This is a genomic window from Massilia sp. (genome assembly GCF_031995545.1).
Taxonomy (GTDB): Bacteria; Pseudomonadota; Gammaproteobacteria; order Burkholderiales; family Burkholderiaceae_D; genus Telluria.
Genome location: NZ_DAMAGA010000020.1, coordinates 1 through 15,768, shown reverse-complemented (window position 1 = coordinate 15,768; position 15,768 = coordinate 1). Strand labels below are relative to the sequence as shown.

Sequence of the window (15,768 nt, the reverse complement as noted above, 5' to 3'; positions counted from 1 at the left end):
GTTGCGCAGCCATTGACTTTGTCGTGCGCTTGGGTGTGGGGACGGCACGCTGTCGACTAAGGACTGGCATGCAGGTCTCGGTCGCTAAACGCATACAGCGCATTGATGCTCGACTTTAACCCGACGGTAGGTCTGGGCGGGAGTGTTAGCATAACGCAACCACTATCAGAGCAAAATCGTCCTGAAGGGATGAAAATGGAGCGGATCATTGATCACAATGCCATAAGCGCAACGCCAGTCGAGATCGACAAACTTCGCGCATCCAAGGCGGGCCATGCCTTTCATGAAGCTTGGGCCGCGCGTAGCGCGCTTGAGCTGCTGCCGCCCTTGACCGACCTTACCGCGATCACGCTTGAGGGGTTCGATGAACGAGACGAGGAGAACTTGGGAGCCGGCTCGGTCGAAATTGCCGACCTCGTCCGGTATCACGGTGGTACTAATGTTGCCAAGTCGCATCGAGTCACGATCGTTCAGTTCAAGTATTCGATTGCAAACGCAGACACGGCCGTGCGAGCGGCGAACGTAGCATCCACGCTTGCCAAGTTTGCAGTGACTGATGCCGAGCTTCGGGCGAGGCATGGAGACGATCATGTTTTTGCCGTGGTGCGCTTTGAATTTGCGACGAACAGGCCAATTCATGAGAACCTAAGGCAGGCAATCACTACAGTTATCGCGGGTACACAAGACGCCGGCGATGTAGCCCGTCAATCCGCCCAGATTGCAGAAGCGCTGAAAGACTATCCGCATCCCATATCTGAACTTTTGCGACGATTAGAATTAGTTGGTAGCAAGGGGAGCTTGATCGAGGCAGAGCGGGCAATTTCCACCACCCTCGCCGCATGGGGCGAACCAGGGGATCCGGATGCTGAGAAACGCCTACTCAAACTGCGCAATCTCATTAGAATGAAGGCCGGTCCTGGTAGCGAGACGGACAAACGCGTTGATCGCGTTGCCGTTTTGGCTGAGCTGGACGTGGAGCACGAGGACCGTCTGTATCCCACGCCGGACGCGTTCCCTGCGGTTGAGGTCACAATTCAGCGCAGCGCGCTCGACGAGCTTGAAGTCCTCGCTCGTGAAGCGGGTCCTCCTCTCATCGTTCATGCCGCAGGAGGAATGGGCAAGACCGTTCTGATGCAAGGCCTGGCGGAGCGATTACAAGCTGATGGACCGTTGGTACTCTTTGATGGCTTTGGCGCCGGTCGCTGGCGGGATCCCGCAGACGGTCGGCACCTCCCGGAAAGGACACTTGTTCACCTTGCCAATGTCATGGCTGGGCAAGGCCTGTGCGACATTCTGTTGCCCCTGGCGGATGAAACTGGGTTGCTGAGGGCGTTTCGCCGACGGCTCACGCAATCGGTGGAAACGGCACGGCGAACTCGTGGCGATGCCTGTGTTTCGCTGGTGCTTGATGCGATCGATCATGCTGGGATTGCCGCTCGGGACGCGGCCACATCATCGTTCGCACATCTGCTTATGCGTAGCCTAAGTATAGAACCCATCGATGGCGTTCGCATCGTTGCGTCGTGCCGGACGGAACGGATCAAACTGGCGACCGGTGATGCCTCATACCGCGTCTTTCCAGTTCCCCTGTTTACTGACGCGGAAGTACGTTCCCTCGTTGAACGACGGGTGCCGAATGCGTCTCCGGACGAGATCGCCGCGCTGCTGGTGCGGTCCGGTCGAAATCCACGCTGTCTCGATAACCTGATTGCGACCGGACGACCGTTTGATCCCTTGTCTTTCCCGGAAGCCCAGAGCGAACCGCACAATCTGCTCGACACGCTGCTTCGCAAGCGTCTTGCCGATGCGCGCGAAACGGCGCGCGCGCGCGGCGCCAGCGACGCGGACATTGACCTCCTGCTCACGGGCATCGCCTTGCTGGCGCCGCCCGTTCCCATCGAAGAGCTAGCAGCGGCTCACGGCTTGATCGCGGAGCAGGTAGAAAGCTTCGCTGCTGACCTCGATCCTCTGCTTGAGAGGGCGCCCCACGGCCTGATGTTCCGCGATGAGCCGATCGAGGACCTCATCCGATCGAGCTACGGCCCGAGTCAGGCCGGTCAAGATCGTGTTATCGCCGCGCTGCAGGAACGCCAGCTGACTTCAAACTATGCCGCCAGGGCACTGCCCGCGTTGCTCACCTCGCTACGCTATGCCGACCAGCTCATCCAACTGGCCTACGACCTGCGCGTTCCCCGCGGCGCTTCACAGGTAAGCGCACGCGACATCCGCTTATCGCGGATTACGGCCGCGATCGCCTTGGTGGGCCAGTTGAACCGGCGCGACGATCTTATGCGGCTGTTGCTAGAAGCGTCACTCGTTGCGGCAGGGCATGAACGATCCGATCGCTTCCTATACGAGCATCCTGATCTCTCCGCCGTGTCAGGGGACCCCGAGGCTTTGCGACGGCTTTCCGCAACGACGATTGGCTGGCCTGGGGGAAAACACGCTGCATTAGCGTTGGCAAATGCTTTTGCAGGCGACCAGGATGAGGCCCGTCGTCACGCTCGGCGCTCAATCGACTGGCACAATTGGGTTTCGCATACCAAACGCAGCGAGCGCTTTAGCGAGTCGAGCACCTCAAGGAGGTGGGACGATATTGGCTTCGCCTATGTAGAGATGCTGGCGGGGAATGACGAGCGCGTTGCGGAGTTCTTCGCGCGTCGAGATGACGGTGTGGCCTTCGCCAAGTTTCAGGACTTGTTCGAGCTTCTGGATCGACACCAGCATTCTGCCCATCCGCCCAAGACGTGCATCGCAACGCGGTTATCGCGCTGCCAATTGTCTTCTCGCGCACTCTTTGCCGCTGCGCTTCCATTTGTTGGCCATGACCCAGCCCACGCAAGAGGACTTGTCGGGGCGCTCGCTGCAGCGACTTCTGCGAACGGCAAAAGCGACGGCTTGGCGATGGCCAGCGTGCTGGCGGCGGCACGGGCGATAGATCTCGGCATGGAGAGCGAGGCAGCAGACATCCTCACCGGAGCATTGCTTAGACCGCCTAGCGTTTACGACTACTCCAATCAGTACCCGAGCGACCATGCGATCCACGTGGCTGTACTGACTGCCGGCATTCGGGCTGCCTTGAGTCGGAAGCCTGCCGCCTTGATCGAAATGGCACCGGCAGAGTTCATCGGGTTAGTGCCTGCTAGTGCGCGATCGCGGGGCGCAGCAACGTTCATTCGGGTGCTTACCCAGAAGCTGGCTGCTCCCAAGTTTGATGGAACTCGGCACCGACGCAACAGGCGCAGTGACCTCGACGAGGAAAAACGATCGGACTACAGGCGCGTTCTCAGCGACCGGATTCTACCGATGCTGAAATGCGCGCAGGATATCGCCGACATAGTTCGGCCACCGACTGGACAGACACGGGACGAGATGGTCCTTACCGCCTTTGACCGACTGGTCCATGATGTCGAGCAGGCGGCCAACTATCCGTATCGGGATGAAAAGGCCTATCTGGCGCGGAGCGGGTTCCGGGTGATTTTCGACCTTGCCGACGTGCTAGGTGCGATCAATCCCGCGCTTGCCAAGCGCATGGTCGAGTGGGCAGCGAGTGCGCCAGGTCTGTTTACGCCGGAACTTACCCATGTGGTTGATCGACTATCGCGCCGCCCCCCGTGCCATGATGCTGCGCTTATCCTTGCTGGCCAGATCGAGCAAAAGATCCAGCACGATACTGATGTCGGATCTCGAATTTCATCCTACGGCGATCTCGCTCGCGCAACTTGGCGAGTCAGCACTGAAGAGGCAGCGGCCTACTTTCGCCGTGCGCTCGATCTTGCCGAGGCCATCGGATCGGATGACTTCCATCGCACCAATCACTTGCTGGAGCTTACCGGCCATTATTCGGGTCCCGAACTGTCACCGGCAGCAGCTCATACCTTTGCACGTATTCTTGAACTGAATCAGAATGATGAGGGCAGGTTCCCCTGGACTGAATACGCGGAATCGATGGTGCCTATTGCTGGTCGTGCGATATTGGCAATACTGTCACGGCTGGACGATCGCGACGTCGCACAGCTTGGACGCTCACTTGGCCCCGCATTGATGATCCTTGTTCGTGACTCGAAGCTTTCTGTTGAAGCGGCGGTTGCTCTGTTTGGTTTGGCTGCTCCAACCGAAACCTGGACTTGGCGTATCGCGGGTTTCGCGTCGGAGGCCATAGACCGCCTACCTCAAAACCAGCGGGAATGGCTGTTTGATCTCCTTTTGGTCGAAATCGATCGCGAGGATCAACTGTCGCCCGCGCGGGAGACGATCGAAAGGCTACATAGCCTTGCTGAGCGTAGCCTACCTGCCACTTCCCGTTCCCGAACGCGCATAAAGGGCCTGCTTGCTCGCCTCGGCCCTGAACCTGAGCCACAAGCGTCCATGGTCCCATGCTTCGTGACGGAGCCGTCTCCTGGCTTCCCGGTGGACCTCACGGACTCAGACGACATCGACCGTCAAATACTTGATCAGACAATTGACGAGTCGGGACAGCGATGGCCAATTCGCACGCTGACCGAATTGGCCAAGCAAGCCAACTCTCCGGCGCAGCGCCTTGGATTCGTCCGTGCCGTGGTCGAAGTAACAGCTGCTACGCTTGCCGACAAGATCCACGCACTGGACGACTACTTGGAGGACTGGGGTAACTCGTCGGCGGCTATGCGTGATGCACTGCCTGCCCTGGGCCTGCGCCTGGCGTCCAAGCATGCCACCGAACTTGCCAGTTCAAACACCGACGCATGGGGTGGCTGGCGCGGGCTGGAGCGATATTTTCATGCCGATCGAGCCTCCCTTGTCGAGCATGTTGTCGCAGCGCTCCGGAGCACGGTGGACAGCCTCGGTGGTAATGCCTGGCTCGCCCTCGCTGCAAGACTGGCGCCTGATGTCAGTGCGAGCGCCATGGCGGAAGGCCTGGAACGTTTTCTGGCCAATACCGCTGAAAAGCTGCCGTCCGAAGTTGGAGATGGGCCGTGGGATGCGCGTTTTTTCGTTCCAGCTGACGAGGCGACTTTCGTAGCAGGACTCGTGTGGGCAAGGCTTGGCCATCCCATCGCCGCAATGCGTTGGCGAGCAGCCCATTCGGTGAGGCGCCTCGTGTCGGCTGGACGCTTCGATGTAGTTGAACGGCTAATGCAGCATTTTGGGGCCGCGCTGAGCTTGCCGTTCGGCGACGCAAAGCTGCCTTTTTATGCAATGCATGCGCAGCTATGGCTGTTGATTGCGCTCGCTCGCGTAGCGAAAGACACTGCTCTCACAATGGCCCCACATCTTGCCTTCTTCGAGCGGATCGCCTTTTCAGCAGAGTTTCCGCATGTTGTCATGCGTGCGTTCGCGATTGACATACTACGTGAGCTTTCGCACATTCTGACTCCGGAGGAGGGCGAAGCGCTAATCGCCAGGCTCGGCCCTGCTAACAAGTCGCCCTACCCAGCGACTCTCCGAGCCGAATATCGCGAGTTCCGGTATGCCCCGAGGCCAGACACCTCGCCGCTACCAGAGGATGGTTTTCATCTGGAATACGACTTCGTCAAGTACCAGATCGAACGCTTGTGTCGCGTTTTCGCATGTCCTGGATGGGAGGTCAAAGACCGTATCAGCACATGGGTGCGGCAGTGGGACGCCAGCGTTGGCGGGATGCACGATTGCCCACGTAACAGCAGGCATGACGAATCTTGGTCGTCTGGATATGTCCCTGACCGAGACCGATACGGGGGATACCTCGGATGGCACGCGCTCATGCTGGTAGCAGGTGAGTTGCTCGCGACAAGGGCGGTTGTTGGCGAAGACTGGGAAGGTGACGCTTGGGCCGCGTTCTTAAGGGAGTATACCCTGTCAAGAAACGATGGTCTCTGGCTGGCTGATCTTACTGATCCGTTTCCGCTCGACCTTACCCCTGAGGCGGACATGCGAATGCCGGAAAGAGGAGAGCAAAGTACCCCCCGCGAAGACAGTAAACTTCTCGCACCGCTGCTCGGATTGCAGGACAGCAAAGCCGCAGCGGAATGGCTTCCGGTGGCGGGACGTTGGTCGATTGGGCGGAACACGACGGTCAAGCTGCAAAGCGTGCTGGCGAATGCTGGTGATGCGAGAGCGGCAGTCATGACAGTCCTGTCAGCAGAAGCCTTCTTTCGATGGTTGCCAGATGATGAAGATGAGATTGCTCGTCATTTTGGCGATGATGGTCACACGGTTCAGCCGTGGGTCACAAACACGCCAAACACAGAGCGCCAACTTGATAGGCATGATCCTTATGGAGCTACCACTGCACTCGACCGACCTTTTCCTGCGGATTGGACGCGGGGTCTGTTAGGGACCATCGCGGACGATGAGGTGGTCCGTCGCTGGTCAATTGACGGAAAAACCGCCTATCGTGCTGAAGCCTGGGGTGCTGAGGGTGGGCAGCGTGAATACGCGTGGAGCGAGACTGGGTACCGTTTACTCGCCAGTCGTAGCGCATTACTTGCCCTGCTCAAGGGTTCGGGGCGTAGTCTTGTCGTCGCACTGACACTTCAGAAGTACCATAGAGGCCAGTCAAGCGGACGTGCTGGGGACACCAGCGGTTTCACACATCGATCACTGGTGATCGTCATCGACGAACGGGGACAAGTTTGGACGCCGCAACGCTTATCTGGACAAGCGAAGGAGGCGCTTGCGACCCTCGATTCTGATCGACGGCAAGATTTCTACCCGCGGTTCCGCGCGATTGCTGGCTTGCCAGATAGGTGGTTATCTCGGACTAGAGGATTACCGATTAGCGAGGAAACGTATGAAATACTTATCCAGCGTTTCTCATCGGAATGAAAGGACCTGCTCTTCACGTGAGTCAGACCGACGATTTGACGTGGACTGCACCGGGGACGCTGAGCTCTGGCAGTTCGAGCCTCACCGACACCATATCGTTCGCGACGGCATGCACGGAAGGCCTGGCAAAGCTCGCTAGCTCTAGCATGGTATCGTGAATGGTATGGGCTGGGAAAAGGGATTTAAAACTCAAAGTAATTCATAGGCTTAGCTCAGCAATTGATCATTGAGTGGGAGTAGGGTTTCCTTATGGAAATTTTGTTTTTGTGATTTTAAAGACTCGCTTTGGCGAGCTTTTTATAATCTAACCGATCGAGGAGCGGCAGCTTTACGCTGCTTCAATATCGGCAATTGACTCCTCTTAGGTCGAGCAGTCGCTGCGGACTTTTGCGTTTATATCAGCTTGGGACTGAAATTCTGGTCTGGGGCAAACGCTGGGCGGGGAAGTCCACGGTTACGTACCGTCCGTCCAATTTCTACGTGCAATCGCTTGTAGTGCGCGATACGGCTAATTCCGAACAACTGGCAGACCCGACTGACGCTCAGGCCTTCCTCTTCCGAGAGGATTTGCGTTGTCCGTGCGAAGGCTTTTTTACAACCGTTACCCCGTGTTTCTTGGCTAGAACATCGAGCATGGTCTTGGAAATGAGTGACTGCTGCCGGGACGTGTCCAGCTCGGTTTCCAGTGGCTTGATCAATTGCTCATTGGTGATGGGCTGATCCATGTCCGGTTGGACTCGTACGAGTTACAAGGCCAATGAGCTCCAGTCCTGCTGCCCGTATCGTATCAACCATACTAGCACTGTACTTCGCCCCTGAATGCCGAACTTCTTCTGAGCCTGTTTGTACGTCATCTCGCCTTTTCGACCGCAGCAACTCCCCCTTGCTTAAAAGCCAGAGTGTAGTCTCGCTGGGTACGCTTTTCCTCAGTCGAACCTCGCTCTCCTTGCATAAGGCGCTAGACAACCGACTTCATAAGGGGACATGTTAATTAGAAAAACCTGCTTCTAATCGCGCTCTTTTCGCGGGCGAATTACCAACGGCTCTCGAGAAAGATCTGCACGCCGCTCTTTTGTGAGAATCAGAGAGATTTTACGATATTGACTTGTGTCAATATGCATGCATCGATACCTTAACCAATTAATGCATGTCAAGGAGTCTTCAGTGAACCCGTGGCCCACCCCGCGTTTGACCGGATTAGTGCTAGTAACCATTCCGGTTTCCCTCATTACGATTTCACAATCTGTTTTGGCGCAGCAGACTCCATACACCGAACAAGCAAAGCTGATGCGGGCTCCCCAGGCGGTGACCACGCTTGGTATAGATCTTTTTGGTGACAAGGTGAATCTGTACACCGGTGCACTCGAATTCGTCCAGAGTGACGTGTCGCTTCCAGGGAATAGCGGTTTGCCAGTATCCGTTGGTCGGCGTTTGGTTACTGGACGGGAACCTGTTGACGGCGCTTTATTCGGACGCTGGGATCTCGAGATACCACATATGCATGGCGTCTTCGAGTTGCGCAAGGGTTGGGTCAACAGGAGCGGTGGCACCAATCGCTGCTCCAGTTTCAGTGAACCGCAATCAGTCGTCACGCAGAACAGCGGAGCTATCTGGTCCGCAATCGAATTCTGGCATGGCAATTTTCTCTATGTCCCCGGAGAGGGCGATCAGGAGATGCTTGAGCGCAGTACCTTGTACACGGCTGCACCAGGCAATGCGGCGGCCAGCTATCCCGTGGTAACTCGGGGAAACTGGGCGATCCAATGCCTTTCCACGCTGGCTACCGGTAGCAGCGGCACCGGTGAAGGGTTCCTCGCCATCGCGCCTGATGGCACGCAATACCGCTTCGACTGGATGGTTAGCCGTCGAATCGAGCCAATTGTTAAGGGAAGTTTGGCTCCAGAAATGTTGACAGCCCGCTCTGCCGGTGCAGACGGCAGCCAAGCCGGGCCTGTGATCACGGCAGCGGATCCTGGGGTGATCGGGATTCCGATTGAAGACGAACCGGAGCGAGCGAACATGATCCCGGCCGTTCCGCAACTCGATCGCAGCGAAGTGTGGATCCTGCCGACTAAGATCACCGACAAATTCGGCAACACGGTGACTTATACCTATGACACTACTAACAAGTGGCAGCTGAAATCCATCACGGGAAGCGATGCCTCCGGCAGCCCGCGCACCATATCGCTAACTTATGTAACGCCTGGTTCCACTGCCTCAAATCTAGTAGCCAGCGTCTCGGATGGAACGCGCACCTGGCGCTACACTTATGACAATCCGTCGTCGTACGCCGCTCAACTCCAGTCCATCACTTTGCCGGATCAGTCGTCCTGGTCCGTCGGACAAGTATCGAGTCTTTTAAAAAGCATTCAATACCCTGGTGCAGGATCGTGCGAAAACCCAGGAATTCTATTTCCTGACGATCGGGTCGGTACCATAACGCATCCTTCCGGCGCAATTGGCCGGTTCACGTTGACGCCTACCCGCCATGCACGTTCTCAGGTCGAAAAGGATTGCCGTTACGAGATAGCGACGGAAAGTGAGCTGATCAGATATCCGTATCTCTTCGATACCTACGCGTTGACGAGAAAAGAGCTGATAGGTTCGACGATCGGTACCCTTGCCTGGAGCACGAGCTATCCCCAGGCTGAACCGAGCTGGAGCGATTGCCCCGGCTGCGCAAAGAGCAAAACGGTAAGCGTTACCGACCCGGCCGGCGACGTGACCTCGTACACCTTCGGTACCGTGTGGCGTGAAACCGAGGGCCAGCTGCAGCGGACCGATGTAAGTAGCAGCAGTGGCTTGTTATTGCGTTCGACCGCGGTCGATTATGTCACCCCGATCAATCAATTCGGCGCCAGCCTGCAGCCGCGCGGGGATGGACTCATGTCCGCCAAGATCACGGAAGTGTCGCGCCGCCAGATTACGCAACAGGGAGCCACCTTCACTTGGGAGGCCAGTGCTTTCGATAGCTTCGCTCGTCCAGCGCAGGTTACGAAATCGAGCTCACTGGGATTCCAGCGCCGCGAGACGATCAGCTATGACAACAACTTCGGTAAATGGGTGATTGGCCAACTCAAGCAGATCACGGACACCGATTCGGGCAAAGTAAGTGTATCCAACGTCTACAACGCCTCGACCAGCACACTGACCAGTGTGACCGAATTCGGCAACCTGAAGCGCTCGATGCTGTATAACGCCGATGGCACGGTCAGCTCGGTCAGCGACGGCAAGAACCAGGCGACGAGCTATACCAGCTACATGCGTGGCGTGCCCCGACTCATCCGCTTTGCGACGGGAGAAAGCCAGAGCGCCACGCTCAATAACATCGGTCGCATCACGGCGCTGACCGACGAGAATGGGTACGCTACTGGGTTCGAATACGATGCCATGGGCCGGCTGGCAAAAATCACTTACCCCACAAGTGATTCCCGGGTATGGAATCCTACCGTGGTCGAGGTATCGCGCTCTTCCAGCTCAAAATTCGATCTTCCTGCCGGGCACTGGCGCCAGCAGATTTCGACCGGCACCGGCTACAACATCAATTATTACGACGAACTGCTTCGGCCGGTCTACACCGAACAGTACGATAGCGCGAACCCGTCCACGACCACCCGCATTGTCAAGCGCAGCTACGACTTCAACGGCCATACGACCTACGAGTCGTATCCGAAACGCGGCTACGCACAGCTTGGCGATGGCGTGAGCACTTCCTACGATGCGCTTGGAAGAATCACCGGCACGATCGCATCCAGCGAGATCGGAAATCTGTACACGAGCCGTTCTTACGACAGCGGATTTACCACGACGGTGACCGATTCCCGGAATAACCGATCGACCTACGGCTACCAGGCGTTCGATGAGCCGAGCGAAAACGTGATCACGAGCATCGCCATGCCTGAAGCGGTGAGCGTGTCGATTCTGCGCGACATATTTGGCAAACCGATGTCGATCACCCGCGCCGGGAATGAAGCTGCCGTGACACGCCGTTATGTCTACGACAGCAAGGAGCGGCTATGCAAGACCATCGAACCGGAAACCGGCACAAGCTTCCAGGAGTACGATGCCGCCGACAATATTCTGTGGCGCGCGTCCGGGACCGATTTGTCGACAGTCCTGTCCTGCAATTCCTCGACCGTCGGAGCGAGCAGGAAGATCTCGTACAGCTACGATGCGCGCAACCGGTTGAAGACGACCACATTCGGCGATGCGAGCCCCGCGATCGATCGCACTTATACGCCGGACGGCTTGCTTGCCACGACCACGTCCAAGAACTCGAAGTGGACCTACACCTATAACAAACGCCGTCTTCTGGAACGCGAAAGTCTGGTCTACGGCGCCACCGCGTACAACATCGATCGCGGCTACGACGCCAATGGATCGGCGGCGACATTGACATATCCGGGCCGAGGACTGGCCGTGACTCTGGCGCCGAATGCACTCGGCGATTCGCAGCAGATTGGTTCCTACGCGACCGGAATCAGCTACCATCCGAATGGCGCAGTGGCCCAGTTCACTTATGGCAACGGCATCGTGCACAGCATGGCGCAGAACGCGCGGGGCTTGCCGATGTCGGCGAATGATGCCGGTGTGCTGAGCGACAAATACACTTACGACCAGCAAGCCAATGTCGAGGCCGTCCAGGACCTGCAAGAGGGCGTTACCACCCGCGGCATGACCTACGATGGACTGGACCGGCTCAAAAGCGTCTCGGCGCCAGGCCTGTGGGGACTGACCAGCTATTCCTATGACGGCCAGGACAACCTGATTTCCACCACGATCAGTGGGGGCACCAATGCGCGCAACAGCGCGCACACGATCAACCGGTCCACTAACCGTCTCGAGAACGTTACTAGCGGCAACGCAGCTTTCACCTTTGCATATGGCTACGACGTGCAGGGCAACATCACCCGGGGCGGCAACCGCAGCTATGTTTTCGATATCGGCAACCGCATGTCGGCCGCAACCGGCCTGGCGACCTATGAATATGACGGTCATGGCCGCCGGGTCAGTGTGGTGGGCACCGACGGCGTAAATCGCATTCAGGTGTATACCCAGGCCGGTCAGCTTCTATATGACACTGCCGGTGCGAGTACATCAACCAGCTATATCTACTTGCATAACCACGTCATCGCGGAGGTGAAATAATGCGCGCGCCCGCTTTCTTACATTTTGTCGTTAAAGCGCCCGATCGCGTTCTCTCGATCCAGTGGAGCGTGCTGCTGACGTTAGTCCTGTGTGTTCTTCTTTGCACGGGTAGTGCGATTGGCCAGACTTTGCCGAAATCGGGTCCTGGTGCACAACCTCCTTCGACGGATTTCGTGCCGCCTCCGCCCCCTGAGGAAGAGGTGATCGATGATTCAAACATCACCTACACGTCAATGCCGTCCACGATCGAAGCGGGCAGCACGGCCACCGTGACGGTGACTGCAAAGAACTTGGGGTCGACAACTTGGTCACCCGCTACTCCTTATCCCTACCGGCTCGGTTCGACACTTCCTGCAAACAACGTAATTTGGGGTGTGAACCGTGCCGATGTACAGTCGTACGTTACCTTCGGTTCCACAGTAACCTTGACGTTGAATATCAAGGCTCCCTCCACGCCTGGTACTTATACATTTGCCTGGCAAATGTTGCGTGAGGACCTGCACTGGTTTGGTCAGGTGTTGTCGCGCACCGTGACGGTGACGGCCCCCCCACCGGTATATGACGCGCAGATCACGAACGCGACAATTCCCACACAAATGTCAGCAGGAGGGACATATAACGTTTCGCTGACATTTAAAAACACCGGTAATGTCACTTGGACTCAGCCAGGTTTTCTGATTGGCACAAGCAGTCCATACGACAACTATACGTTTGGCGCCAATCGAGCGGCGATGAATGTTTCAAGCGTAGCACCGGGGCAATCAGCTACGTTTAATTTCCAAGTAAAAGCACCGAGTGCAGCGGGCAGTTACGTGTTCGACTGGGGAATGCTTTGGGAGCAAAACTTTCGCTTTGGCCCAACTACACGTGCTACGGTAGCAGTTGTCGCAGCAGTGCCATTGCCGACACTCAGTACCGCGCATTCACCATCTCTAGTTGCAGGAAGCACCTTCACGACATCGTGGAGCACGACCAACGCAACATCGCTGACACGGGTGTGTACTGCAGGCGGAACCGGTTTTAAGGTCAATGAATCGCTACCAGTCAACGGTCAGCGCAGCCAGACTGCTCTGGCCGCCTGGGTTGGCTATCCGTCGTCCTGCACATGGACCGCTGTCGGGCCATCAGGAACGACAGTGCGTACCGAGACAATGCGAACCGACCCGGCGCCGACATCGACGCCGAAGCCGACGATCAGTGTGGCGCGTACGCCTGCGCCAGTGGAAGGGCAGTCTTTCACGACGACCTGGAGCACGACAAACGCAACGGCATTGTCGCGAGTGTGTACGGCGTCGGGAGCCGGTTATAAAGTCAACGAATCGCTCGTGGTGAACGGTTCCCGGACTGAAACAGCGGTCGTGGGATGGGCTGCAAATCCGTCCACGTGCAGCTGGACGGCAAGCGGCGCGGGCGGGACCACGACCTATGCGGAGACGATGACCACGACGTCCAATGCTGGCGGGAATGTCACGTACATCCATACGGATGGACTTGGTAGTCCGGTGGCGCGCACAAACGCATCGAAGCAGGTAATCAGTCGGACGCGTTACGAGCCGTATGGGTATGTTGCTGCTGGGGCACAGCCGACCATCGGGTTCACTGGCCACGTCAATGATGTGGATACCGGGCTGACGTACATGCAGCAACGGTATTATGATCCGGTGGTGGGGCGGTTCTTGAGCATTGATCCGGTGACCACGGATGCGAATACTGGCGGCAGCTTCAACCGATACGCTTATGCGAACAACAGCCCCTACAAGTACGTTGATCCTGACGGACGAGATAGTGAGGTAACGTGGAATTCAACAGGCACTGCGGTGAACATCAAAATTCCGTTTGCGATTTCTGATCCTGCAGGTGTCGCGAGATTTACCCCTTCGCAAGTGGCTACAGAAGTGGGTAACCGCCTGTCTGGAAATGTTGTGATCGGTGGTGTCGCGGTCACGGTCACTACGGTTGGTGTTCCTGTTCCCTTGGATTCTCCGGCCGTAGCGAACGGGTCCGCAAATGTCATAACAGTTCGTCCAGCGCTCGGTCGTTCGTCGACCAATAAAATTGGCGGGAATAGAATTAATTTACGCGGAACGGCCGATGCTAAGGTCGTTACACATGAGTTGGCACATTCTGCCAAGGCAGGTGATCAATACCCCGGAGGTGTTGATGCAGCCGGTAAAGTAATTCCATCTACTGCTACGCAGACCACCAATAACATCATGGGGGATGGGACTGGTGCTGCAAACGCACAGACGTTAAGAGAAATGGCAGGGCCGCGTCCGCCGCCGTCATCGACGGTATCTAAAGACTTTTAGGAAAATTATGAACAAGTCATCGTTGATGGTTCCCCGCTGGTTTTTCTGCATTGCGCTTTCGCTATGGACACCTACTCTTAGGGCCGAGCCACAAGAACCACCGCTAAAATGTGAGGTTGCTCACGGCGCATGGTGCGTCGTTAGAGGGATAGGTGAAATAAAATTTGTTGCTCGTCAGAGTGAAGAATGGAACAAGTGGTCGCTATACGACAATTATTGGAAGCGGGAAGTTGGTGTTGTGCTCGAAACACCTGGCTGCAATGACACTGTGGCAGACAGGGTGGAACTCATTAAGATCAGGCCTAATGTGCTTTGGGAGGGGAGCCGATGGAAAGAGGCGGTGGTCAGCCTGCGGCGAGACGGAACTTGTGAGCTGCGCCTAATGGTGCCTTTGAGTGACCCTATTTTTGTGAGGAAGGCCGCCAGTTCATTAAGCGGCCATATCGCCGCATGTATTGCCGGGCATGCTTGCACCGATAACATACTGTCGGCTTTCGTGTACAAATCACTGGAATAGAGTGGCGGAAATCAGTGCTATAGCGGGTGTGCCTCGCGGCGCTTGCCGCCGCGCTGCGCCATAATTCGAACGGCGCCGATGTCCGCTTCATCCAGGCGCTGCTCGGGCACGCCAACCTTGGCACGACGGAGATCTACACGCGCGTGGCGATCGTCAAGCTCAAGCAGGTGCACGAAGCGACCCATCCGGCTAGATTACACGGCCCAGGCGCCGGCGAGCAGGCTTCGAACCCCTGGTCAGGCCCACAAAGCGCGCTCCTGCGTCGCTTGCCGCCGCGCTTCGCCGTCAGTCAGACGGAATCCACGCAAACCCAACCGCAACGGGCAAGTCGGGCCGTTAATTTGCCGTCCTGACTTTCGTGGAGAGCGGGTTCGTTCAACTCTGGTCGAAGGTAAATCTTTCGGAATACCATGAACATAGGACTCAGCAGCGGGAACCGTGATGGCGGTAACGTGAATTCAAGTGATGCCCGCTTTTGCCGGGTCAAAAATCGATGACCTAGGCATGATATCGTGCATGGTACTGTGGTAAAGATTGGTGCGAAAATGCCAAGAAATTCATGGGCTTAGCTCAGCCATTGATAATCGAGTGGGAGTAAGGTTTCCTGAGGGAAATTTCTCGTTTGTAATATGCAGAGGCTCGCTTCGGCGAGCTTTTTGCAATCCTATGCTAATTCGAACAACTCGCTGTGCAGGATCAAGTCTTGGGCTCGTTCAAGCCGACTTCAGCCGGCTAGCGCTAATTCTACAGGGCGTCGCGCTCATGATGTCGCCTTGGTAGTAACGCGGTTTTACAGCGGCCTGCAAAGCCGCGTAGACGGGTTCGACTCCCGTCCTCGCCTCCAGCATATCCTATGTCCACAAGCGGGCATTGATCTAGATCAGAACTAAAACTATCGCCGGCATAAGCCGGCGATTGTTTTGAGAGTCCACAATTTCTTAAGGTTTCTAGGATGGTAATCCCCCCACAAAAAGAGCGCGATCAGAAGTAGAATTTTCTACTTAAGAC

6 protein-coding genes are annotated in these 15,768 nt (G+C 56.8%); 5 read left to right on the top strand and 1 reads right to left on the bottom strand.

From position 1 onward, the window contains the following. The first annotated feature begins 105 nt into the window (after nucleotides 1-105). The gene (locus tag RTQ83_RS14630; protein WP_312516008.1) at nucleotides 106-6,786 is read left to right on the top strand and encodes a hypothetical protein; all 6,681 of its coding nucleotides are present in this window, start codon (nucleotides 106-108) and stop codon (nucleotides 6,784-6,786) included. Between the two features lie 542 nt (nucleotides 6,787-7,328). Here the strand turns inward: RTQ83_RS14630 and RTQ83_RS14625 are convergent. Continuing rightward, nucleotides 7,329-7,511 carry a hypothetical protein gene (locus RTQ83_RS14625; protein ID WP_312516006.1) on the bottom strand — a complete coding sequence of 61 codons (183 nt, stop codon included), beginning with the start codon at nucleotides 7,509-7,511 and terminating at the stop codon, nucleotides 7,329-7,331. Nucleotides 7,512-7,950: 439 nt separating this feature from the next. Here RTQ83_RS14625 and RTQ83_RS14615 point away from each other — a divergent pair, with 439 nt between their 5' ends. From RTQ83_RS14615 to RTQ83_RS14600, 4 genes are read left to right on the top strand one after another with little or no spacing between them, the layout of a single operon-like run. Further along, nucleotides 7,951-11,934 (top strand): hypothetical protein, encoded by a 3,984-nt coding sequence (locus tag RTQ83_RS14615; RefSeq protein ID WP_312516003.1) that lies wholly within the window; start codon nucleotides 7,951-7,953, stop codon nucleotides 11,932-11,934. Beyond that, the gene (locus tag RTQ83_RS14610) at nucleotides 11,934-14,243 is read left to right on the top strand and encodes an RHS repeat-associated core domain-containing protein (RefSeq protein ID WP_312516000.1); all 2,310 of its coding nucleotides are present in this window, start codon (nucleotides 11,934-11,936) and stop codon (nucleotides 14,241-14,243) included. Before RTQ83_RS14615 ends, RTQ83_RS14610 begins: the two co-directional genes overlap by 1 nt. Before the next feature lie 7 nt (nucleotides 14,244-14,250). After that, nucleotides 14,251-14,760, top strand: a complete 510-nt coding sequence (locus RTQ83_RS14605; protein ID WP_312515997.1) for a hypothetical protein — start codon at nucleotides 14,251-14,253, stop codon at nucleotides 14,758-14,760. A 26-nt stretch (nucleotides 14,761-14,786) separates the two neighbouring features. Next, complete coding sequence (locus RTQ83_RS14600; protein WP_312515994.1) at nucleotides 14,787-15,113, top strand: tyrosine-type recombinase/integrase; 327 nt, start codon at nucleotides 14,787-14,789, stop codon at nucleotides 15,111-15,113. Nucleotides 15,114-15,768 lie beyond the last annotated feature (655 nt).